The following is a 22,784-nucleotide window of genomic DNA, read 5'->3' on the forward strand; positions in this document are numbered from 1 at the left end:
CCACCACGCGCCCCGCACCCGCCATTCAACAAGAAGCTTTCGCATGACCCGCAACCTCGCCGAATGGCTGGCCTATCAGGAACACGTCAACGTACACAGCATCGAGCTGGGGCTCGATCGGGTGCGGCGGGTGTGGCAGCGGATGGGCACGCCGGTGGTGGCGCGGCGTGTCATCACGGTGGGCGGCACCAATGGCAAGGGTTCCACCGTGGCCTTGCTGGAGGCGATGGCGCGGGCAGCCGGCCTGCGCACGGGCAGTTTCACGTCGCCGCATCTGCTGCGCTACAACGAGCGGGTGCGGATCGACGGCGCCGAGGTGGACGACGTCGTGCTGGTGGCCTCGTTCGAACGCATCGAGGCGGCGCGCACGGCCGGTTCCGATCCTGCCATCCCCCTGACCTATTTCGAATTCGGCACGCTGGCCGCGCTGGATCTGTTCGCGCGTGCGGGGCTGGATCTGGCCGTGCTGGAAGTGGGCCTGGGCGGACGGCTGGACGCGGTGAACATCATCGATGCCGACGTGGCGGTGGTCACCACGGTGGATCTGGACCACATGGACTGGCTGGGCCCCGATCGCGACAGCATCGGCCGCGAGAAGGCCGGCATCGCGCGCCGCGGGCGGCCGGCGATCGTGGGTGAGCTGGATCCGCCCTTAGGATTGCTGCAGACGCTGGCGGCCTGCGGCGCCAGGGTCGAGCGGGCCGGCGTGGATTTCCACGCGCAGCGTCATGCCGACGGTGGTTGGCGTTGGCGGCACCGCGACGGCGCCGACATGAAGCTGCCCGATCCGCGGCTGTCGGCGCCGGTGCAATACGCCAATGCGGCGGCTGCGATTGCGGCCCTGCATGCGCTGTGGTCGGCGGAGCCGGCGCTGTCGACGCACGACTGGCCTACGGCGATCGGCACAGGATTGCGCGCCGCCTCGCCATCGGCACGCCTGCAACCGCTGGGCGGCGACCCGCCCGTGCTGGTGGACGTGGGCCACAACCCGCAGGCCGCGCGTGCGCTGGCGGACTGGCTGGACGCACAACCGCCCGCACGCGTGCACGCGGTGTACGGCGCGCTGGGCGACAAGGATGTGGCCGGCGTCATCGGTGCCTTGGGTACGCGCATCGATCACTGGCATCTGGCCGGGCTGGAGCAGGTGAGCCCGCGTGGCCTGGCCGTGGATGCGCTCGCTGGAATCCTGCGGCAGACCCAGCCCGGCGCAACGTTCGACACCCATGCCGACGTGCCGGCCGCGCTCGCTGCGGCGCGTCGGACGGCGCAGGCCGGGGATCGCATCCTGGCTTTCGGTTCGTTCTTCGTGGCCAGTGCCGTGCTGGCGCAGATGGCGCTGGAGCCCACACCATCTGCCGCCGCGCGCACCGTGCCGGTTGGGACGGTTCCATGAGCAGGGACGCTGGCGGTTATAATCGCGTTCTGCCTGCCGCGAGCCGCCTTGGAGCGAAACCTTGAATACACGCCTGCTGGGTGCTGCCGTCCTGATCGCCTTGGCGGTTCTGTTCATTCCCATGTGGTTTTCCGGCAAGCCGCCGGCGGAAAGTGGCGACGCGGCGGTGAGCCTGGCGATTCCGCCGGCGCCGGACCGCGACCTGCAGACGCGCACCATGGATCTGTCCACCAGCGGCTCGGCGCCGACGCAGGCGCAAGCGCCGTTCTCCGGCGATCAGCTGGCCACCGTGAACATCGGCTCCAACCGTCCGCTGGATGTAGAGACCGACCCCCGCGCCGGCAAGGCGCACGAGCCCACCACGGTCACCACGGGAACGGGCACGTCCACCGCCGAGCCGGTGATCCCGATGCAGGCCGCGACCCGCAATGAAACGCCGGCACCCGCTGCCGCCGAGCCCGTCGCGACCAAGCCGGCGGCTCCCGCCAAGCCCGAGGCCAAGCCCGAACCCGCCCCGGCGCCGGCCCCCAAGCCTGCGCCAAAACCCGCCGAGCCTGTGCCCCATGTGGCCGACGCCGGTGGGCAGGGCAGCTACATGATCAACCTCAGCGCCTACGCCAGCGCCTCCGGCGCGGCCGCCTTGCAGCAGAAGGTGCGCGCCCTGGGTTACCCGGTCAGCAGCCATCCGATCACCCAGGCGGGGCAGCGCCGGACCAAGGTCGTCGCCGGCCCGTTTGCCACGCGCACGGCCGCTGAGGCGGCGCGGCTGAAAATCACCCATAGCATCTCCGGCGTGCCGGCGACGCTGGAGCACAGCGTCGCGCAAGCCAGCTCCGCCAGCCCGACCACCTCCGCACATACCGCCAGCGCCAGCAAGGCCGGCGGCTGGGCGGTGCAACTGGCGGCGGTGAGCGGCCAGGCCGACGCCAACGCGCTGCGCGACAAGTTGCGGGCGGCAGGCTTCGACGGCTTTGTCGATTCGGTCAACGTGGGTGGCAAGCAATTGTGGCGGGTGCGCGCCGGCCCGCAGACGCAGCGCGCGGATGCACAGCGCGTGCACGACCAGATCAAGGCCAAGCTGGGCATCGACGGCAACATCGTGTCGGTGCCTTGAGCTTGCATCGCCCACTGCGAGCCGGACGGATTCATCCATGAACTGGATCGACTACGCGATCATCGGCGTGCTCGGCTTGTCGGTATTGATCGGGCTGTGGCGTGGCCTGATTGCCGAAGTGCTGGCGCTGGTGGTGTGGGCGGCGGCGTTCTGGGTGGCCTGGGTTTTCGGGCCGGCGGTGGCGTCGCACTTCGGCACCATCATCACGCTGCCCTCGGCGCGGATCATCGCCGGCTACGGCCTGTGTTTCGTGGCGGTGTTGATCCTGGGCGCGTTGCTGCGCTTCGTGGTGGCGCGGCTGGTGGCGAGTACCGGTTTGTCCGGCACCGATCGGCTGCTGGGCATGATCTTCGGGTTCGTGCGCGGTGTATTGCTGGTGACCTTGCTGGTGTTCCTGATCGGATTCACCGCGTTCACCCGCGATCCGTGGTGGCAGCAGTCGGTGTTGCTGCCGCATTTTCAGCATGTGGCCACCTGGCTGGAACAGCGCGTGCCGGCCCAGGTGCGCAACCTGCACGCGCCCGCCCAGCTGAGCCAGTTGCCACGCTTGCCGGCTTCGCTGCTGACCCCCATATCGGGCCGGACGCCCGCTCCGGCCAGTACCGCGCACCAGGCCTATCCCGCGGCTGCAGGCAGCGCTCCCGCCCCTCATTTTTGAACGACTTTCGAAGCAGGCAACAACATGTGCGGAATCATCGGCATTGTCGGTACCACCCAGGTGGCATCGGCGCTTTATGACGGCTTGACGGTGTTGCAACACCGCGGCCAGGACGCCGCCGGCATCGCCACCGTGGACGGTTCGCGGCTGCGCCTGCACAAGGGCAACGGGCTGGTGCGCGACGTGTTCACCGAGGCATCGATGAAGACGCTGCCCGGCCGCATCGGCATCGGCCATTGCCGCTATCCCACGGCCGGTTCCGAGGGCTCCTCGGAGGCGCAACCGTTCTACGTCAACTCCCCCTACGGCATCGCGTTCGCGCACAACGGCAACCTGGTCAACACCGACGAGTTGCGCCGCGAGATGTTCGAGGGCGACCGGCGCCACATCAACACCGACTCCGATTCCGAGGTGCTGCTGAACGTGCTGGCGCACGAGCTGCAGATCCAGGACCGCATGGCGTTGACGCCGGATCACATCTTCAAGGCCGTGGCCGGCATGCATGTGCGCGCCCGCGGCGGCTATGCCTGCGTGGCGTTGCTGCTGGGCTACGGCTTGCTGGCGTTTCGCGACCCGCACGGCATCCGCCCGCTGGTGCTGGGCGAACGCGTCACCGCCGAAGGCCGCGAATACGCGGTGGCGTCGGAATCGGTGGCGCTGGACGTGCTCGGCTTCAAGCGCATCCGCGACGTGGAGCCGGGCGAGGCGGTGATCATCACCGACGCAGGCGAGCTGTTCAGCCGCCGCTGCGCCGAGGGCGCGCTGCACACGCCATGCATCTTCGAGTACGTCTACCTTGCCCGGCCCGACTCGATGATCGAGGACGTATCGGTCTACAAGGCGCGCCTGCGCATGGGCGAAAAGCTGGGCGCGAAGATCCTGCGCCTGCGCCCCGATCACGGCATCGATGCGGTCATCCCCATTCCCGACACCGCACGCACCGCCGCCAGCGCGCTGGCCGGGGTGCTGGGCGTGCCGTTCCGCGAGGGCTTCGTCAAGAACCGCTACATCGGTCGCACCTTCATCATGCCGGGGCAGGGTGAGCGGGTTAAATCGGTGCGGCGCAAGCTCAACGCGATCGACCTGGAATTCCGCAACAAGAACGTGCTGCTGGTCGACGACTCGATCGTGCGCGGCACCACGTCGAAGCAGATCATCCAGATGGCCCGCGACGCCGGCGCCAGGAATGTCTATTTCGCTTCCGCCGCGCCGCCGGTGCGCTACCCCAACGTCTACGGCATCGACATGCCCTCGGTGACCGAGCTGGTGGCCGCCGGCAAGACCGAGGCCGAGGTGGAGAAGATCCTGGGCGCCGACTGGCTGGTCTACCAGGACCTGAAGGATCTGATCTGGGCCGTGCAGGACGGCAACGAGGAGCTGCAGCAGTTCGACGCCTCGTGTTTCTCCGGCGAGTACGTCACCGGCCTGGACCAGCGTTACCTGGAGCAGATCCAGATGCTGCGTTCGGACGATGCCAAGGCCGCCAGGCGCAGCGTCTAACGCTGGGCGACCACCTCATGTAGGAGCGCACCTTGTGCGCGATAGCTCTTCGTCACGTAACGAAAAGCATCGCGCACAAGGTGCGCTCCTACAGGAAAAGCCATGACCGATCTTCACGCCGCGGCCAAACGCTGTCTGGATGCCACCGAACCGGCCGAGAAACTGCGGCTTACCCACGCCACGTGGGAAGCGTTTCTCGCCGGCGACCTGCAACCCGATACGTCGTCGCCTGCGCCTGATCCGATCACCGCGCCTGGCCGACCTGCGAAACCCGTGCTGGTGAACGCACGCCAGCTGCCGCAACGCGGCCTCGGCAGCGAGGAAGGTCGGGCGGCGCTGGTGCATGCCGTGGCGCACATCGAGTTCAACGCGATCAACCTGGCGTGGGACGCGGTCTACCGCTTCCGCGGCAAGCCCGCCGCGTATTACCGCGACTGGGCCAGTTGCGCTCATGACGAGGCGCGCCATTTCGCGATGCTGGCCGAACGGTTGCAGGAGCTTGGCCATGCCTACGGCGATTTCGACGCCCACGACGGCCTGTGGCAGATGGCCGAGAAAACCGCTCACGACGACACCGCCCGCATGGCGCTGGTGCCGCGCGTGCTCGAAGCACGCGGGCTGGATGTCACTCCGGCCATGATCGAACGCCTGCGCCGGTTGGGCGACACCCGAACCGTTGCCATCCTCGAAGTGATCCTGCGCGAGGAAGTCGCCCACGTCGCCGCCGGCACCCGCTGGTACCAGCACTGCTGTCAGCGCGACGGCATCGAACCCATCGCCCATTTCTTCGCCCTGATACGCGACTACATGGGCGTCAATCTGCGCGGCCCGTTCAACCGACCCGCGCGACTGGAGGCAGGCTTTGTGGAAGCGGAACTCGATCGCCTGGCGGCGCTTGCTGCGCAAGGACAGGCGTGACGCGGCCTCTTTGATTCGAGCCTCGATGCCGGGCTTGAACCGTGCGCAATAAAAAACCGGCCAGAAGGCCGGTTTTTTATTTGTCTTGGTGGGCGGTAGTGGGATCGAACCACTGACCACTGCCGTGTGAAGGCAGTGCTCTACCGCTGAGCTAACCGCCCAATGTGAGCGCTGCATTTTAGGGGCAGTTGCGGCGTGGGTCAACGTTATTTGATGACGCGCGAGGAGAAACGTCTCGGGAGCACGGGGTGAATTGGTAGACTTGCGGACCTCACAAATCGAAGTGCGTCGCCATGGATTTTTTCAGTGCCAATTTCCCGTCGATCGTCCATGCGCTGCAGCACTTTCAGCTGACCCCATGGAAGCTGGTGGGTTACACCGGCACGCTGATGTTCACCAGCCGATGGTTCGTGCAGCTCTATTACACGCGCAAGTACAAGCGCGTGGTGATGCCGTTGGCGTTCTGGTGGTTGTCGGTGCTGGGCAGCGTGCTGCTGCTGGCGTATTTCATCGTGGGCAAGAACGATTCGGTGGGTATCCTCTCGAATTTCTTCCCGGTATTCGTTTCCACGTACAACCTGTACGTGCATCTGCGCAATCGCAAGAACAGCATTACCGGAGACGCGACCGCGTAAAGACAATGCAGGAGCGCACCTTGGGTGCGCTCCTGCAGAACCACGCTTATTCGGGCTCGTAGTCGAGGTTGGAGGCCAGCCAGCGCTCGGCTTCGGCCAGGGTCCAGCCTTTGCGGCGTGCGTAGTCCTCGATCTGCTCCTTGCTCAGGCGGCCGACCACGAAATACTGGCTGTCGGGGTGCGAGTAGTACCAGCCCGAGACCGCGGCGGCGGGGTACATCGAGAAACCTTCGGTGAGTTCGATGCCGGCGTTTTTGGTGGCGTCCAGCAGCGCGAACAGGGTTTTCTTCTCGGTGTGCTCGGGGCAGGCGGGATAGCCGGGGGCCGGGCGGATGCCACGGTATTTCTCGGCGATCAGCGCGTCGTTGTCGAGCGCCTCTTCCGGCACGAAGCCCCAGAATTCCTTGCGCATGCGTTCGTGCATGTGCTCGGCGAATGCTTCGGCCAGGCGGTCGGCCAGCGCCTTCAGGATGATCGAGGAATAGTCGTCGTAGTCGGCCAGGAAGCGGTTGAGGTGTTCCTCGATACCCAGGCCCGCGGTGACCGCGAAGCCGCCGATCCAGTCGGGCTTGTTGAACTCCTTCGGCGCGATGTAATCGGCGAGGCACAGGTTGGGGCGTTCGGGTGGCTTGTCGGCTTGCTGACGCAGGCTGTGCAGGGTGGCGAGCACCGTGGTGCGGCTGGCGTCGGTGTAGATCTCCACGTCATCCATGATGTTGGCGGCCGGCCACAGGCCGACCACGGCGCGGGCGGTGAGCCATTTTTCGCCGATGATCTTGTCCATCATCGCCTGGGCGTCGCGGAACAGCTCGGTGGCCTGGGCACCGACGACCTCGTCGGTGAGGATGGCGGGGTAGTGGCCGGCCAGCTCCCATGCCTGGAAGAACGGTGTCCAGTCGATGTAGCGGCGGATGACTGACAGGTCGTAGTCGTCGAATACGGTGATGCCGGGTTTTTTGGGCTGCGGCGGCTCGTAGGCGGCCCAGTCGCAGCTGAAGCGCTGCGCGCGTGCCTTCTCCAGCGACACCAGTTTCTTGCCGGGGCCGCGGTTGCGATGGCGTTCGCGCACGTCGGCGTATTCCACGCGCACCTTGGCCAGGAAATCACCGACCAGGTCCTTGCTCACCAGCGACTGTGCCACGCCGACGGCGCGCGAGGCGTCCTTCACCCACACCGTGCCGGCCTTGTAGTGCGGCTCGATCTTCAGCGCCGTATGTGCGCGCGAGGTGGTGGCGCCGCCGATCAGCAGCGGCACGTGGAAGTTCTGCCGCTGCATTTCCTTGGCCACGTTGGCCATCTCTTCCAGCGACGGCGTGATCAGGCCGGACAGGCCGATCATGTCTGCCTTTTCGGCGATCGCGGTCTCCAGGATCTTCTGCGCGGGCACCATCACGCCCAGGTCGATCACCTCGAAGTTGTTGCAGCGGAGCACCACGGCCACGATGTTCTTGCCGATGTCGTGCACGTCGCCCTTGACCGTGGCCATCACGATCTTGCCGTTGTTCTTGCCGGTGTCGCCGGTGCGCAGCTTTTCCGCCTCGATGTACGGCAGCAGGTAGGCCACGGCCTTTTTCATCACGCGGGCGGATTTCACCACCTGCGGCAGGAACATCTTGCCCGCGCCGAACAGGTCGCCGACCACGTTCATGCCGTCCATCAGCGGGCCTTCGATCACGTCGAGCGGGCGCGTCGACATCTGCCGCGCTTCCTCGGTGTCCTCGGTGACGTACTGGTCGATGCCGTGGACCAGTGCGTGGCTGAGCCGGGAGCGCACGTCCTTCTCGCGCCATTCCAGCGTCTCGACCTCGGCGGCGCCGCGCTTGCCCTTGTAGTTGTCGGCGATCTCAAGCAGGCGCTCGGTGGCGTCCTCGCGGCGGTTCAGCACCACGTCCTCGACGCGCTCGCGCAGCGGCGGGTCGATGTCGTCCATGATCGTCAGCGCGCCCGCGTTGACGATGCCCATGTCCATGCCGGCGCGGATCGCGTGGTACAGGAACACCGAATGGATCGCCTCGCGCACGATGTTGTTGCCACGGAACGAGAACGACACGTTGGAGACGCCGCCGGAGATGTGGCAATCCGGGAAGCGCTTTTTCAGCTCGCGGGTGGCTTCGATGAAGTCCACCGCGTAGTTGTTGTGCTCCTCGATGCCGGTGGCGATGGCGAAGATGTTGGGGTCGAAGATGATGTCTTCGGGCAGGAAGTCGAGTTCCTTCGTCAGCAGTTCGTAGGCGCGCGAGCAGATCTCCACCTTGCGTTGGATGGTGTCGGCCTGGCCTTGTTCGTCGAACGCCATCACCACGGCGGCGGCGCCGTATTGCTGCACCTTGCGCGCCTGCTCCAGGAACGGGGCTTCGCCTTCCTTCATCGAGATGGAATTGACGATGCCCTTGCCCTGCAGGCAGCGCAGGCCGGCCTCGATCACCGTCCACTTGGACGAGTCGATCATGAACGGCACGCGGGCGATGTCGGGCTCGGACGAGATCAGGTTGACGAAGCGGGTCATCGCCGCCTCGGAGTCGATCAGGCCCTCGTCCATGTTGATGTCGATCACCTGCGCGCCGTTGGCGACCTGCTGGCGGGCGACTTCGACGGCCTCGTCGTAGCGCTCTTCCTTGATCAGTTTCTTGAACTGCGCCGAGCCGGTGACATTGGTGCGCTCGCCCACGTTGATGAACAACAGGTCGGGCGTGATCACCAGCGGTTCGAGGCCGGAGAGGCGGGTGTGGCGTGTCATGTTATGCGGCCTCCGTGGCCAGTGAGAGCGGCGCCCTGGGTGCGCAATCGCGCACCACTTCGGCAATCGCCTTGATGTGCGCCGGCGTGGTGCCGCAGCAGCCGCCGACCAGGTTCAGCAAGCCTTCGCGGGCGAAGCTGCCGATCACGCGGGCCATCTCCTCCGGCGTTTCGTCGTACTCGCCGAAGGCGTTCGGCAGGCCGGCGTTGGGATGTGTGCTGACGTAGCTTTCGGCGACGCCCGCCAGCGTCTGCAGGTGCGGGCGCAGGTCCTCGGCGCCCAGCGCGCAATTGAAACCCACTGATAGCGGCCGCGCGTGGCGCACCGAGTAGTAGAACGCTTCGGCGGTCTGGCCCGAGAGCGTACGGCCGGAGCGGTCGGTGATGGTGCCGGAGATCATCACCGGCATGCGTGCGCCGCGCTGGTGGAACAGTTCGCTCAGCGCGAACAGGGCGGCCTTGGCATTCAGGGTGTCGAAGATGGTTTCCACCATCAGCACGTCGGCGCCGCCTTCGATCAGGCCGCTCGCCGATTCGGTGTAGTTCTCCACCAGTTCCTGGAACGTGACGTTGCGGAAACCCGGATCGTTGACATCCGGCGACAGCGAGGCGGTGCGGCTGGTGGGGCCGAGCACGCCGATGACGAAGCGCGGCTTGTCCGGCGTTTTCGCGGTCATCGCGTCGCAGGCGGCGCGGGCCAGCCTGGCGCCTTCGCGGTTCAGTTCCTGCGCCAGGTGCTGCAGTTTGTAGTCGGCCTGGCTGATGCGGGTGGAGTTGAAGGTGTTGGTTTCGATCAGGTCGGCACCGGCTTCGAGGTAGGCGTCGTGCACGCCGCGGATGATCTCGGGCTTGGTCAACGAGAGCAGGTCGTTGTTGCCTTTCAGATCGCAGCTGCCGGCATGGTCGTGCGCGTGGCCGTCGTGGCCGTACTCGAAGCGCTCACCGCGGAAGCTGGTTTCATCCAGTTGGTGCGCCTGCAGCATCGTGCCCATGCCGCCGTCGAGGATGAGGATGCGCGTGGCCAGTGCCGCCTCCAGCAGGGCGACGCGTTCGGGGTGGATCCAGGGGAGGGCGCTCATGGGGCAATGCTCGTTTGATCAGGGTGGCGAAAAGGAAAGTCGGGGGTCATGACGGTTTGCGTGCCAGCAGGCTGATGACTTCGAAATGCGGGGCCTTGCGTTCGCGACTGAGGCGGGAGCAATTCAGTACCTCCAGCCCCGCGGCGCGCGCGAAACCTTCCAGCTGGTCGCTGCTGAATCCCAGGTTGCGATGGTCGAAGGGCTCCACGGCGGCCCGATGGTCGTGCCGGCCCAACGTCGCCGCCAGCAGACGACCACCGGGGCGCAGCATGCGGGCCGCTTCGGCGATGGCACCGGCGGGGTCCTCGGCGTAGGTCAGGGCGTGCAGCATCAACACCAGGTCGAAGCGCTGGTCACCCAGCTCCAGTGCGTGCATGTCACCCTGCAGCACCTGCACGTTGGTGAACGGCTTGAGTCGCTTGGCGGCGGCTTCGACCACGCGCTCGCTGGAATCCACGCAGACGATGGAATGCGCATGCGGGGCCAGCAGTTCGGCGGTCACGCCGTCGCCGGAGGCGATGTCCAGCACGTCGCCGGTGGCCAGCAATTGCAGCAGCGAGCGGGCCACGGTTTCCCAGGTCCGACCGGGCGAATAGTGGCGCTCCATGTCGCCGGCCACGGTGTCGGCCCAGCCCTGTTCGCGGGCGCGCTGGGCCAGTACGCCGGGCAGGCGCGCGGCGTCCTCGCGCAGCAACGCGTCGTCGATGCTTTCGCGCAGCGAGCGCAGCAGCGCATGCTGGTGTTCGTCGCCCTCGTTGTTGGCGCGATAATAGGCGGACACGCCGGCGCGGCGGTCGCGCACCAGCTCGGCTTCCTTGAGCTTGGCCAGGTGGGTCGATACGCGCGGCTGCGCCAGATGCAGCACGGCGGCCAGTTCGGCGACGGTCAGCTCCTCGTTTTCGAGCAGGGCCAGCAGGCGCACCCGGGTGGGATCGGCGAGTAGCCGCAGCACGCCGGAGGCGGTAGCGAGATCCATCGTCATCCCTTTATCGCGATAGAAAGATGACAAGGCTAGGCCGGGTGGTGCGATGCGTCAAGCAGAGGCCATGCCGCAACCCGCTGTCGGGCCATGTTGCGTTCGCACAGAGGCTTTCACTTCTTACGTTCTAAAATGGTTGCTGACGTAACTTTGGAGGCGCCCGTGGATTTCCGGTTTACCGAAGAGCAATTGTCGATCCAGTCGATCGCCCGTGATTTCGCGCAAAAGCGCATTGCGCCGGTGGCGGCCGAGTTCGACGCCCGCGCCGAGTTTCCGCTGGAGAACATCCGCGAAATGGGCCAGTTGGGCTTGATGGGCGTGGAAGTGCCCGAAGCCTACGGCGGCGCCGGCATGGACCCGATCGCCTATGTGCTGGCGATGATCGAGATCGCCGCGGCCGACGCGGCCACCGCCACCGTGATGAGCGTGAACAACTCGCTGTTCTGCCACGGCATCCTCAAGCACGGCAATGAGGAACAGAAGCAGAAATACGTGCGCGCCATCGCCACCGGCGAGGCGATCGGCGCATATGCGTTGACCGAACCGCAATCGGGTTCCGACGCCTCGGCCATGCACACGCGCGCCACGAAGAACGCCAGCGGTGACTGGGTGATCAATGGCAAGAAAAGCTGGATCACCTCCGGCCCCGTGGCGCGCTACATCGTGCTGTTTGCCATCTCCACGCCGGGCATCGGCGCGAAGGGCGTGTCGGCCTTCATCATCGACACGCAACTACCCGGCTTCCATGCGGGCAAGACCGAACCGAAACTGGGCATCCGCGCCTCGGCCACCTGCGAGATCGAGTTCACCGATTACGTGCTGCCGAAGGAGAACCTGCTGGGCGAGGAGGGCAAGGGTTTCTCGATCGCGATGGGCGTGCTTGACGCGGGGCGCATCGGCATCGCGTCGCAGGCGGTCGGCATCGCCCGCGCCGCCTACGAGGCCACCCTGCAATGGTCGCGCGACCGCAAGGCCTTCGGCCAACCGATCGGCAGCTTCCAGATGACCCAGTCCAAGATCGCCGACATGAAGTGCAAGCTCGACGCCGCCACGCTGCTGACCCTGCGCGCGGCGTGGGCCAAGGGCGAAGCTGAGCAACGCGGTGGCCGCTTCGGCACCGAGGCGGCCGTGGCCAAGCTCACCGCCTCGGAAGCCGCGATGTGGATCGCGCACCAGGCGGTGCAGATCCACGGCGGCATGGGCTATTCGAAAGAAATGCCGCTGGAGCGTTACTTCCGCGATGCGAAAATCACCGAGATCTACGAAGGCACCAGCGAGATCCAGCGGATGGTGATTGCGCGGGCCGAAACAGGTCTGCGCTAAACGCCGCGCTCCAGCAAGCTGCCTTTGGCAGCTTTCGCTGGAACGCTCAACCGCGACGCCAAGATCACCGAGATCGACGAGGGTACCAGCGAGATCCAGCGGATGGTGATTGCGCGGGCGGAAACAGGGTTGCGCTGATTGGCACGCGGGAGCAGGCACCCGCCGCGGTTGACTCACCCCCAACCGTTCGCGCTGAGCGTAGCCCGCGCAGCGGGCGGAGTCGAAGCGCCGCCAAACGTGGCTGCGCACTGGCATGTCCTTCGACTTCGGCCTTCGGCCTACGCTCAGGATGAACGGGATTTGGCGGCGGCCCTGCGCTGGCGATGACACAAAAAAGCCCGGCAGTTTCCTGCCGGGCTTTTCGTTGTTGCCGGGGATCAGGCGCCGCGTCGCGGATCGGAGTCGAACGTGCTCGGCCCATCCAGTGCGGGCTTGGCCGGCGTATCGCCATCCAGCTTGTCGCCCAGCAGGCGTCGCACCACGATGTAGAACACCGGGATCAGCAGCACGCCCAGGAAGGTGGCGAACAGCATGCCGCCGATCACGCCGGTACCGATGGCGTGGCGGGCGTTGGCGCCGGCGCCGGTGGAGAAGAACAGCGGCGACACGCCCAGGATGAAGGCCAGCGAGGTCATCAGGATCGGCCGCAGGCGCAGTCGGGCCGCGTCGACGGTGGCTTCGCGCAGGGTGCGCCCGGCCTGCTGTTCGGCCACCGCGAACTCCACGATCAGGATCGCGTTCTTCGCGGCCAGGCCGATCACCGTGATCATGCCGATCTTGAAGTAGATGTCGTCGGGCAGGCCACGCAACAGGGTGAACACCACCGCGCCCAGAATGCCCAGCGGCACCACCAGCAACACGGCGATCGGGATCGACCAGCTTTCGTACAGCGCCGCCAAAGCCAGGAAGACGATCACGATCGACAGCACCATCAGCAAGGTGGCGGCGTTGCCGGAGAGGATCTCCTGGTAGGACTGACCGGTCCAGTCGTAGCCGAAGCCCTTGGGCAGGTCGTCGTTGACGATCTTCTGCATCTCGGCCATCGCCTCGCCCGAGGAATGCCCTGGCGTGGGCGAGCCGACGATTTCCACCGCGGAATAGCCGTTGTAGCGGGTCAGCGACGGTGACGACACGATCCAGTCGGTGTGCACCACGTTCGACAGCGGGATCATCGCCGGCGTGCCGTTGGCGGTGAGCTGCGAGCTGGGGGTGAAGAAGTGATCCAGCGCATCCGGGCCCATGCGATACGGTGCATCGGCCTGCATGATCACGCGCTTGACGCGCCCGCCGTAGGCAAAGTCGTTGACGTAGACCGGCGCCAGCATCAGGCCGACCGCGTTGTAGATATCGCCCACCGACAGGCCCATCGATTGCGCCTGGATACGGTCGACGTCCAGGTGCAACTGCGGCGCGTCCTCCAGTGAATTGGGACGCACGCCCACCAGCATGGGACTCTGGCTGGCTTTGCCCAGCAAGGTGTTGCGCGCCTGGGTGAGCGCGTCGCGACCGGCGCCGCTGCGGTCCTGCAGGTACATGTCGAAGCCGCCGAACTGTCCCAGGCCCTGCACCGTCGGCAGGTTGACCACGAAGACCTGCGCGTCGCGGATCTGCTGCAAGGCGCCGTTGGCGCGGCCGATGAATTCGGCGGCCGAGGCGCTGCGGTCGTCCCAGTCCTTCAGCTTGATGAAGTTCATGCCGACGTTTTCACCCGAGCCGACGAAGCTGAAGCCGGTGACCTGCAGCACGCCCGCGACCGCCTCGTCCTTGTCCAGGATGTCGCGCATCTGCTTCATCACCTTGGCGGTGCGCTGCAGCGTCGCGCCGGGCGGCAACTGCACGATCGCCAGCGCATAGCCCTGATCCTCCTCGGGCAGGAAGCTGCCGGGCAGGCGGGAGTAAAGGAAACCACCCAGCACGGCCACCGCCACGAACACGATCATCCAGCGCGGCGCATGACTCACCGCACCGTGGACGTGACCCGTATAGGTCTTCGTGATCCAGGTGAACATGTCGTTGAACTTGCGGAAAACGATGTTCTTTTTCTTGTGGTGTTCCGGCTGCAGGAAGCTGGCGCACAGCGCCGGCGTGAACGACAGGGCCAGGAACGCGGAGAAGCCCATCGACACCGCGATGGTCAGCGCGAACTGCTTGTAGATCACGCCGGTGGCGCCCGGCTGCAGCGACGAGGGCACGAACACCGCCGCCAGCACCACCGTGATCGCCACCACGGCGCCGGTGATCTGGCCCATTGCCTTGACCGTGGCGTCGCGTGGCGAGAGGCCTTCCTCGGTCATGATGCGTTCGACGTTCTCGATCACCACGATCGCGTCGTCCACCACGATGCCGATGGCCAGCACCATGCCGAACAAGGTCAACTGGTTGATGGTGAAGCCCAGCACCAGCATGCCCAGGAACGTGCCCAGCAGGGCTACCGGGATCACCAGCGTGGGGATGATCGTGGCGCGGAAGTTCTGCAGGAACAGCAGCATCACCAGGAACACCAGGATGATCGCCTCGATCAGCGTGTGGATCACCTCGTTGATCGAGATCCGCACGAAACTGGTGCTGTCATACGGGCTGAACCAGGTCACGCCCTGCGGGAAGCTGGGTGCCAGCTCGTCCATCTTGGCGCGTACCGCGGTGGCCACGTCCAGCGCGTTGGCGCCGGGCAGCAACTGGATCGCGAACGCGCCGATCGGCTTGCCCTCGTAACTGGTGTCGAAGCCGTAGCTGCCGGGGCCGAAGCTGATCCGCGAAACGTCGCCCAGCTTGACCGTGGTGCCGTCGCTGTTGGCACGCAGCACGATGTCGGCGAACTGCTCGGCCGTGGTGAAGCGCCCTTCGGTCGATACCGTGACGCTGAGGCCCTGGCCTTCCGGCGCGGGGTCGGAGCCCAGCGAACCGGCGGCGAACTGCACGTTCTGCGCGCGGATCGCGGCGAGCACCTGGGTGGCAGACAGGTTGTAGCCTTGCAGCTTGTCCGGGTTCAGCCAGATCCGCATGGCGTATTCGGAACCGAACTGCTGCGTGCTGCCCACGCCGGGTACGCGTGCGATCTGGTCCAGCACGCTGGAACCCACGATGTCGTTGAGGCGGTTGCGGTCGATCTCCGGATTGTCCGTCGTCAGCGCCACCACCATCAGGAAGCCGGCGTTCGCCTTGGCCACCACGACGCCTTGCTGGGTTACTTCCGAGGGCAGGCGCGGGGTGGCCAACGCCACCTTGTTCTGCACCTGCACCTGGGCGATGTCCGGGTCGGTGCCGCTTTCGAACGTCAGGGTGATGCTGGCGCGACCGCTGGCGCTGGACGACGAGCTGAAATACAGCAGGTGGTCGATGCCGGTCAGTTGCTGCTCGATCACCTGGGTGACGGTTTTCTCGGTGGTGGCCGCGCTGGCACCGGGGTAGGTGGCGCTGACGGTGACCGACGGCGGGGCGATCGACGGGTACGATTCCACACCCATGTTGAGGATCGCCAGCACGCCGCCCAGCGAAATCAGGATGGCCACCACCCACGCGAAAATGGGGCGGTCAATGAAGAAACTCGGCATGATCTTAGAGCCTGTTCATGGTCCCCAAGCGCCCCGCGCAGGGATCTGTTTGCGCGTAGGCCAAGGAAGAAGGAAGGAGTGGACGTCCGTCCACGACTGAGTGATGACGCAGGCATGCGGGCAAACAGACCCGGCCCTGCGGGTTGCCCTCGAGTGGCCGCCATGCGGCAGCGCGTGGCTTGCCCTGACGGCCAGTCAGGGCGGCGCCATGCGCTGCCACCTGACGACCACTCGAGGGCAACGCGGGGTACTTGGGGATCATGAGCAGGCTCTCTTCCGTTACTTGCCGCTCGGGGCTTTGGCGGCCGACTTGGCGCCGGCGGGTGGCGCAGGCTGCCACGGCGTGGCCTTGGCCGGTGCGCCGGCCTTGACCTTCTGCAGGCCGGAGACCACCACCGCATCACCCGCGGCGAGGCCGTCGTTGACCACCCACTGGCCGTCACGCATGTCGCTGGTGGTGAGGTCCTTGCGCACGACCTTGCCATCGGCGCCAACCACCATCGCGTAGGCGCCGACCGTGTCACGCTGCACCGCTGCCTGCGGCAGCAGGAACACCTTGTGCTGCTGGCCGAGGTTGGCGGTCAGGGTGACGTACATGCCGGGCAACAGCGTGCGTTGCGGGTTGGGGATGGTGGCGCGCAGGTTCACCGCGCCGGTGGCCGGGTTGACCGAGGTGTCGGAAAAATCCAGCACGCCAGGTTCCGCATAGGTGCTGCCATCGGGCAGGGTGATCCGCACGCTGGTCTTGTTTGCGCCGGCGAGGGTGACGTCGCCGCTGCGCTGCGCGCTGCGCATCTTCTCCAGCGAGGCCACGCTCATGGTGAAGTTCACGTACAGCGGATCGATCTGGTCCACCGTGGTGAGCAGGGTGGCTTCGCCATTGCCTACCAGCGCGCCTTCGGTGACCTGCTGCTGGCCGGCGCGACCGTCGATGGGCGAGGTCACGTTGGCGTAGCCCAGGCTGATGCGGGCCGTTTCCACGTTGGCGCGCGCAGCCTGCACGGCGGCGGCGGAATTGCGTTCGGCGGCCAGCGCGTTGTCGAGATCGGCTTTCGACACGTAGCCCTTCGGGGCCAGCTCACGCACCCGCTGCGCGGTGACCTTGTCGTTGGTTGCCGTGGCCTGCGCCTGCGCCAGCGATGCCTGCGCGGCATTGAGGGATGCCTTCAACGGCGCCGGGTCGATCTGGAAAAGCAGCTGGCCTTTCTTGACGTCGGTGCCTTCCTCGTACGTGCGCTTCAGCAGTACGCCGGCAACGCGGGCGCGTACATCGGCGCTGCGATAGGGCGACAGGCGCCCCACCAGGTCGCGCGTCAGGGGTGCGTTTTGCGGCTGTACCTTCAGCACGCCCACTTCCGGCGGGGGCATTTGCGGCGGGCCTTGTTCCTTGCCTTTGCCGCTGCACGCCGCGAGGGCAAGCAGGCAGAGGCACAACGGTGCGCGCAGTAGGGAGGACTTCATGGCGGCTCCAGAACGATGCTCGAATCGGGGAAGAGTGGGGATGCACCGGTGCGCGGCTGCCGATCCAGGGGATCGATACAGCGCCGTGCCTCGGCTGCCTCATGTCTTTGGGTCTTGCCGACGGTAGGGGCGCCCGACGGATGCTTCGCGAATCCTCGCGGAGCATCGGGCCTTGGCCGGCAAGACTATACCGGACAGTTTACATTTTAAATCAGGTGTGAATCCACCCGTTGACATCGGGTGTGGTGGTATGGACAAGCGCCGGCAGGCAGCCGATGCCGCACGCGTTTGCGCGCCACGTAACTGGATCACTGTCCGCGCGAAATATGCAAGTGGCGGAGGTCGGTGGTGGTGCTTCGCGACGCGGCAGTATTCTGGGGCGACGTTGCATGACGCCATTTTGTTTTCACTACCCAGTAGAAGCCATGAATGCGATCCAAGCGACCACCGCAACATCCCCCCGCAATGCCGTACTCGACGCCCTGAAAGCACAGGGGCTCGAACCCTCCCAGTTGGCGGGGGCGAACATCTTCACCGACGTCTTTTTTGCCCGCATGGCGCCGGGCGACGTGGCCGCACACACGCCGCAGCAGTGGGCCGGATTGATCGCGGGCTTGCTGCAATTCATGCAACGCCGACCCCGTGGGCAGGCGCTGGTGCGGGTGCTGGATGCGGTGCCTGGTCACCCCGGCCGCAGCCTGTTGCAGGTGGTCACCGATGACATGCCGTTCCTGGTGGACACCGTCAGCATGATCGTGGCGGAGAACCGGCAGTCGATTCAGGCGGTGATCCACCCGGTGTTGGACGCCGTGCGCGACGCCGAGGGGCAGCTCCTGCGGCTCGGTGACGAGTCCGGCGTGCCCGAGTCGATCATGCATTTCGAGATCGACCGCATCGTTGACGAGGCGCTGTGCTCGCGCCTGCAGACACAGGTTGCCGACGCGCTTAATGATGTACGCCAGGCCGTGGGCGACTGGTCGGCTATGCGCGACAAGGCATTGGCGATCGCCGCCGACTTGCCGCACCGCAAGCTTTCGCTGGACGAGGATTCCGTGCGCGAGGCGGCGGATTTCCTGCGCTGGATGGCCGACGACAACTTCACCTTCTTCGGTTACCGCCAGTACGAGGTGGTGGCGGCCGATGGCGAGCAGGTGCTGCGCGCGGTGGACTCCACCGGGCTGGGCATCCTGCGTGACAGCGATCATTCGCTGGCGCCGCGGTCGGTGCGCTCGCTGGCGGCCAGCGAACTGCCGCACTCGGGTGCGACCGACGCCATCATCCTCACCAAGACCAATGCCCGCTCGCACGTGCATCGCAGCGGCTACATGGATTACGTGGGCGTGCTGAAATTCGATGCCGATGGCAAGGCAGTGGCGGAGGAACGCTTCATCGGCATGTTCTCCTCCAGTGCCTACATGACCCGGCCGCAGGATGTGCCGCTGGTGCGGCACAAGGTCGAATCGGTGCTGGTGCGTTCGGAGCTCAAGCGCGATTCCCACTCCGGCAAATCGCTGCGCCACATCCTGGAAGTGTTGCCGCGCGACGAGCTGTTCCAGAGCAACGAGGACGAGCTGTTTGCCACCGCCAGCGGCATCCTGGAGCTGCGCCAGCGCGCGCGCGCCCGGCTGTTCGTCCGCCGCGACCGCTATGACCGTTTCTTCGCCTGCCTGGTATTCGTGCCGCGCGAACGCTTCAACACCTCGGTGCGCGAGCGCATCGAGGCGCTGCTGGGCGAGGCGTTGCATGCCGAGCAGGTGGATTCGTCGGTGCAGATGGGCGAGGCCGCGTTGACCCGGTTGTACGTGGTGGTGCGGCCGCGCATCGGCGATCACCCCGATTACGACCTGGGCACGCTGGAGCAGGGTGTCGAGGCGATCGTGCGCAACTGGCACGACGATGTACGCGATGCGCTGGTGCGTTCGCAGGGCGAGCACGAGGGCATGCTGCTCGCCAACAGTTTCGGCAAGGCGATGCCGCCGGGTTACGTCGATGACGTGAGCCCCGCCGTGGCCGCCGAAGACATCCGCGCACTGTCGCTGCTGTCGGGCGAAAACGCGCTGCGGATGTCGTTCTACCATCCGCTGAAGGCGCCGGAGACGCTGCGTTTCAAGGTTTACCGCAGTGGCGGCGACATCGCCCTGTCCGAGGTATTGCCGCAGTTGGAGAACCTGGGCCTGCGCGTGCTCACCGAGCACGTCTACGACATCCCGCGCGATGGCGCGTCGCTGTCGATCCAGGATTTCGAGGTGCAACCGGCCGGCAAGCTCACCTTCAGCGTGGAGCAGGTCGGTACCTTGTTCGAGGAAGCCTTCGAGCAGATCTGGCGCGGCAACGCGGAGAACGACGGTTTCAACCGGCTGGTGCTGGGCGCCAAGCTCAGCTGGCGCCAGATCGCCATGTTGCGCGGCTATTGCAAATACCTGCTGCAGACGGGCGCGGCGTTCTCACAGGCGTATATGGAAGACACGCTCAACCGCTATCCGGCGATCGCCGGCTTGCTGGTGGAGCTGTTCCTGGCGCGGTTCGATCCGCGCCGCGAGGATATGTCGGCCGAGGCCTTGAAGGCCGCTGGCGCCACGCTGGCGGCCGAGATGGAAGCGTTGATCCCGGCTAACGTGCAGAGCGCGCAGCCGTCGTTGATCGCCGATCTCGGCGCCGCCCTGTCGCGGCCGCGCGCGGAGCAGATCCAGGCCGTGGAAAGCGCCATCGGCGTGCTGCTGGAGAACGTCGCCAGCCTGGACGAGGACCGCATCCTGCGCAGCTTCGTCAGCGTCATCGGCGCCACGCTGCGCACCAGCTTCTTCCAGCATCACGAGGGCGCGCCGCGCGATTACATCAGCTACAAGCTCGATCCGCATCAGGTTCCCGGGCTGCCCAAGCCTATTCCCTACCGCGAGATATGGGTCTGCGCGCCGCGCGTCGAAGGCATCCACCTGCGCTTCGGCGCGGTGGCGCGCGGTGGCCTGCGCTGGTCCGACCGGCGCGAGGATTTCCGCACCGAGGTGCTGGGCCTGGTCAAGGCGCAGATGGTGAAGAACACCGTCATCGTGCCAGTCGGGTCCAAGGGCGGGTTCTTCGTCAAGCGGCCGCCGGTCGATGGCGACCGCGACGCACAGCTGGCCGAAGGCATCGCCTGCTACCGCATCTTCATCAACGGCCTGCTCGACATCACCGACAACCTGGTCGAGGGCGAGGTGGTGCACCCGCAGGATGTGGTGCGCCACGACGGCGACGATCCGTACCTGGTGGTGGCCGCCGACAAGGGCACGGCATCGTTCTCCGACATCGCCAACGCCATTTCGATCGAGCACGACTACTGGCTGGGCGACGCGTTCGCCTCCGGTGGTTCGCATGGCTACGACCACAAGGGCATGGGCATCACGGCGCGTGGCGCATGGGAGTCGGTGAAGCGCCATTTCCGCTCGCTGGGCGTGGATACGCAGTCGCAGGATTTCACCTGCGTCGGCATCGGCGACATGTCTGGCGACGTGTTCGGCAACGGCATGCTGTTGTCCGAGCACATCAAGCTGGTGGCGGCGTTCGATCATCGCCATGTCTTCCTCGACCCCAAGCCCGACGCCGCGCGCTCCTTTGCCGAGCGCCAGCGCCTGTTCGACAAGCCGCGTTCAAGCTGGGACGACTACGACCGTTCGCTGATCTCCGCTGGTGGCGGCGTGTATCCGCGCAGCGCCAAGTCGATCCCGATCTCGGCCGAGGTGCGTACCGCGCTGGGGTTGAAGGCCGATGTCGAGCACCTGCCGCCCAACGAACTGCTCAGCGCGATCCTCCGGGCGCCGGTGGACCTGCTGTGGAACGGCGGCATCGGCACCTACGTCAAGGCCGCCAGCGAGAGCCATGCCGACGTGCGCGACCGCGCCAACAACGCGCTGCGCGTGGATGGCGGGGAGCTGCGCTGCAAGGTGGTGGGTGAGGGCGGCAACCTGGGCTTCACCCAGAAGGGCCGCATCGAGGCGGCGCAGAACGGCGTGCTGCTCAACACCGACTTCATCGACAACTCCGCCGGCGTGGACACCTCCGACCACGAGGTCAACATCAAGATCCTGTTGAACGATGCGGTGAAGCGCAACGAGCTCAGCGTCGATGCCCGCAACGAGCAACTGGCGGCGATGACGGAGGAGGTCGGCAAGCTGGTGCTGTGGGACAACTACCGGCAGAACCAGGCGATCACGCTGATGGAGCACCAGTCGGTGCGCCGGCTCGGTTCCATGGCGCATTTCATCCGCACGCTGGAGGCTGAGGGCACGCTGGACCGCCAGGTGGAGAACCTGCCGTCGGATGCCGAGCTGGCCGAGCGCAAGAGCCGCGAACAGGGCCTGAGTCGGCCGGAGCTGGCGGTGCTGCTGTCGTACGACAAGATGCGGCTGTTCCAGCAACTGCTCGATTCGGACGTACCGGAAGATCCTTACCTCTCGCGCGAGCTGGTGCGCTATTTCCCCGAGCCGCTGCATGAGAAGTATGCCGAGCACATGCAGCGCCACCGCCTGAAACGCGAGATCATCGCCACCGCGGTCACCAACTCCACCATCAACCGCATGGGCGCCACCTTCATGATGCGCATGCAGGAGGACACCGGCCAGCGGCCCGCCGCCATCGCCAAGGCGTACACCGCGGCGCGCGAGATTCTCGATGCCCGCGAGCTGTGGGCCGAGCTTGAGGCGCTGGACAGCAAGGTGGCCGAAGGCACCCAGACCGACGCGATCCTGAAAATCTGGGCGTTGCTGCGGCACATGACGCGCTGGCTGTTGAACCGACCCGGCGGCACGCTGGATATCGCCGCCAACGTCGAGCGCTACCAGGGCGTGGTGTCGGATCTGCGCAAGGCCTTGCCGCACGTGCTGGGCAAGGCGGGCCAGGGCGACTTCACCTGCGACCGCGAGAAATGGGAAGGCCTGGGCATGCCATCGGCGCTGGCCCTGCGGCTGGCCCGCATGCCAGACCTGCGCGCGGCGCTGGACATGGCCGAGATCGCCCGCCAAAGCGACGAGCCGATCGAGAAAGTGGCGCGCATCTTCTATGAACTGGGCGAAGCGCTGGATCTGGGCTGGTTGCGCGACCAGATCGAGGCGTTGCCGGTGGAAGGCCACTGGCATGCGCAGGCGCGCGGCTCGCTGCTGGATGAGTTGAACCAGCAGCACCGGGCGCTGGCACAGCAGGTGTTGAGCATGGGCGTCGACGACAGCGGCGATGTCTCCGCGGTGCAGGCATGGTTGCAACGCGACGACGCCACGCTGCAACACACGCGCAGCATGCTGGCCGAGATCCTCACCCAGAATGCCGATTACCCGATTGCATCGGTGGCCGTCAGGCGACTGGCGCAACTGGCGCAGTTGCCGGTTTGAGGCTTCGGTTGGAGTTCCCCGCGGGTTGACCCACCCGGTCCCTCCACTGCGAGCAGGGGAGGGTATTACGGCAAGCT

Annotated in this window: 12 protein-coding genes, 1 tRNA gene and 1 pseudogene; 8 read left to right on the forward strand and 6 right to left on the reverse strand. The window is 66.2% G+C overall.

Annotated elements, in window-relative coordinates:
• Positions 1 to 43: 43 nt before the first annotated feature.
• From folC to ACFPK0_RS08070, 5 genes are all read left to right on the forward strand, one after another.
• The gene (gene folC, locus ACFPK0_RS08050; RefSeq protein ID WP_377339666.1) at positions 44 to 1,393 is read left to right on the forward strand and encodes a bifunctional tetrahydrofolate synthase/dihydrofolate synthase; all 1,350 of its coding nucleotides are present in this window, start codon (positions 44 to 46) and stop codon (positions 1,391 to 1,393) included.
• Between the two features lie 61 nt (positions 1,394 to 1,454).
• Entirely contained in the window at positions 1,455 to 2,507 is a 1,053-nt protein-coding gene (locus ACFPK0_RS08055; protein ID WP_377339668.1) for an SPOR domain-containing protein, read from the forward strand.
• 37 nt (positions 2,508 to 2,544) lie between these two features.
• Positions 2,545 to 3,165 carry a CvpA family protein gene (locus ACFPK0_RS08060; RefSeq protein ID WP_377339670.1) on the forward strand — a complete coding sequence of 207 codons (621 nt, stop codon included), beginning with the start codon at positions 2,545 to 2,547 and terminating at the stop codon, positions 3,163 to 3,165.
• 24 nt (positions 3,166 to 3,189) lie between these two features.
• Positions 3,190 to 4,665 (forward strand): amidophosphoribosyltransferase, encoded by a 1,476-nt coding sequence (gene purF, locus ACFPK0_RS08065; protein WP_056603978.1) that lies wholly within the window; start codon positions 3,190 to 3,192, stop codon positions 4,663 to 4,665.
• Between the two features lie 102 nt (positions 4,666 to 4,767).
• Positions 4,768 to 5,583 (forward strand): ferritin-like domain-containing protein, encoded by an 816-nt coding sequence (locus ACFPK0_RS08070; protein ID WP_056079370.1) that lies wholly within the window; start codon positions 4,768 to 4,770, stop codon positions 5,581 to 5,583.
• 86 nt (positions 5,584 to 5,669) lie between these two features.
• On the opposite strand, the gene ACFPK0_RS08075 is transcribed toward ACFPK0_RS08070, so the two are convergent.
• Positions 5,670 to 5,744 (reverse strand) — tRNA-Val (locus ACFPK0_RS08075).
• A gap of 132 nt (positions 5,745 to 5,876) precedes the next feature.
• On the opposite strand from ACFPK0_RS08075, the gene ACFPK0_RS08080 reads away from it, so the two are divergent.
• Positions 5,877 to 6,218, forward strand: a complete 342-nt coding sequence (locus ACFPK0_RS08080) for a lipid-A-disaccharide synthase N-terminal domain-containing protein (protein WP_056603975.1) — start codon at positions 5,877 to 5,879, stop codon at positions 6,216 to 6,218.
• A 46-nt stretch (positions 6,219 to 6,264) separates the two neighbouring features.
• Here ACFPK0_RS08080 and metH read toward each other — a convergent pair whose 3' ends face one another.
• From metH to ACFPK0_RS08095, 3 genes are read right to left on the reverse strand one after another with little or no spacing between them, the layout of a single operon-like run.
• Positions 6,265 to 8,955 carry a methionine synthase gene (gene metH / locus ACFPK0_RS08085; protein WP_377339674.1) on the reverse strand — a complete coding sequence of 897 codons (2,691 nt, stop codon included), beginning with the start codon at positions 8,953 to 8,955 and terminating at the stop codon, positions 6,265 to 6,267.
• A gap of 1 nt (position 8,956) precedes the next feature.
• Positions 8,957 to 10,033: a homocysteine S-methyltransferase family protein gene (locus ACFPK0_RS08090; RefSeq protein WP_377339676.1), complete on the reverse strand. Its 1,077-nt coding sequence runs from the start codon at positions 10,031 to 10,033 to the stop codon at positions 8,957 to 8,959.
• A 46-nt stretch (positions 10,034 to 10,079) separates the two neighbouring features.
• A complete protein-coding gene (locus ACFPK0_RS08095) occupies positions 10,080 to 11,009 on the reverse strand; it encodes an ArsR/SmtB family transcription factor (protein WP_056080957.1) in 930 nt (309 codons plus the stop codon).
• A gap of 165 nt (positions 11,010 to 11,174) precedes the next feature.
• On the opposite strand from ACFPK0_RS08095, the pseudogene ACFPK0_RS08100 reads away from it, so the two are divergent.
• Positions 11,175 to 12,473: pseudogene (locus ACFPK0_RS08100) on the forward strand (acyl-CoA dehydrogenase family protein).
• Positions 12,474 to 12,712: 239 nt separating this feature from the next.
• On the opposite strand, the gene ACFPK0_RS08105 reads toward ACFPK0_RS08100, so the two are convergent.
• Together ACFPK0_RS08105 and ACFPK0_RS08110 are read right to left on the reverse strand one after the other, a co-directional pair.
• Complete coding sequence (locus ACFPK0_RS08105; RefSeq protein WP_377339679.1) at positions 12,713 to 15,886, reverse strand: multidrug efflux RND transporter permease subunit; 3,174 nt, start codon at positions 15,884 to 15,886, stop codon at positions 12,713 to 12,715.
• A gap of 279 nt (positions 15,887 to 16,165) precedes the next feature.
• Entirely contained in the window at positions 16,166 to 17,347 is a 1,182-nt protein-coding gene (locus ACFPK0_RS08110; protein WP_377339681.1) for an efflux RND transporter periplasmic adaptor subunit, read from the reverse strand.
• A 425-nt stretch (positions 17,348 to 17,772) separates the two neighbouring features.
• On the opposite strand from ACFPK0_RS08110, the gene ACFPK0_RS08115 reads away from it, so the two are divergent.
• A complete protein-coding gene (locus ACFPK0_RS08115) occupies positions 17,773 to 22,707 on the forward strand; it encodes an NAD-glutamate dehydrogenase (protein ID WP_377339683.1) in 4,935 nt (1,644 codons plus the stop codon).
• Positions 22,708 to 22,784: the final 77 nt, after the last annotated feature.

It is taken from the genome of Rhodanobacter ginsenosidimutans (assembly GCF_042655685.1).
In the GTDB taxonomy this organism is placed as follows: domain Bacteria; phylum Pseudomonadota; class Gammaproteobacteria; order Xanthomonadales; family Rhodanobacteraceae; genus Rhodanobacter; species Rhodanobacter ginsenosidimutans.

What these genes read in the sequence shown, in the direction of transcription:
- ACFPK0_RS08105 (WP_377339679.1), bottom strand. Translation starts at nt 15,886, where the DNA reads ATGCCGAGTTTCTTCATTGACCGCCCCATTTTCGCGTGGGTGGTGGCC.
- ACFPK0_RS08060 (WP_377339670.1), top strand. Translation starts at nt 2,545, where the DNA reads ATGAACTGGATCGACTACGCGATCATCGGCGTGCTCGGCTTGTCGGTA.
- ACFPK0_RS08095 (WP_056080957.1), bottom strand. Translation starts at nt 11,009, where the DNA reads ATGGATCTCGCTACCGCCTCCGGCGTGCTGCGGCTACTCGCCGATCCC.
- ACFPK0_RS08090 (WP_377339676.1), bottom strand. Translation starts at nt 10,033, where the DNA reads ATGAGCGCCCTCCCCTGGATCCACCCCGAACGCGTCGCCCTGCTGGAG.
- metH (WP_377339674.1), bottom strand. Translation starts at nt 8,955, where the DNA reads ATGACACGCCACACCCGCCTCTCCGGCCTCGAACCGCTGGTGATCACG.
- ACFPK0_RS08080 (WP_056603975.1), top strand. Translation starts at nt 5,877, where the DNA reads ATGGATTTTTTCAGTGCCAATTTCCCGTCGATCGTCCATGCGCTGCAG.
- ACFPK0_RS08110 (WP_377339681.1), bottom strand. Translation starts at nt 17,347, where the DNA reads ATGAAGTCCTCCCTACTGCGCGCACCGTTGTGCCTCTGCCTGCTTGCC.
- purF (WP_056603978.1), top strand. Translation starts at nt 3,190, where the DNA reads ATGTGCGGAATCATCGGCATTGTCGGTACCACCCAGGTGGCATCGGCG.
- ACFPK0_RS08115 (WP_377339683.1), top strand. Translation starts at nt 17,773, where the DNA reads ATGAATGCGATCCAAGCGACCACCGCAACATCCCCCCGCAATGCCGTA.
- folC (WP_377339666.1), top strand. Translation starts at nt 44, where the DNA reads ATGACCCGCAACCTCGCCGAATGGCTGGCCTATCAGGAACACGTCAAC.
- ACFPK0_RS08070 (WP_056079370.1), top strand. Translation starts at nt 4,768, where the DNA reads ATGACCGATCTTCACGCCGCGGCCAAACGCTGTCTGGATGCCACCGAA.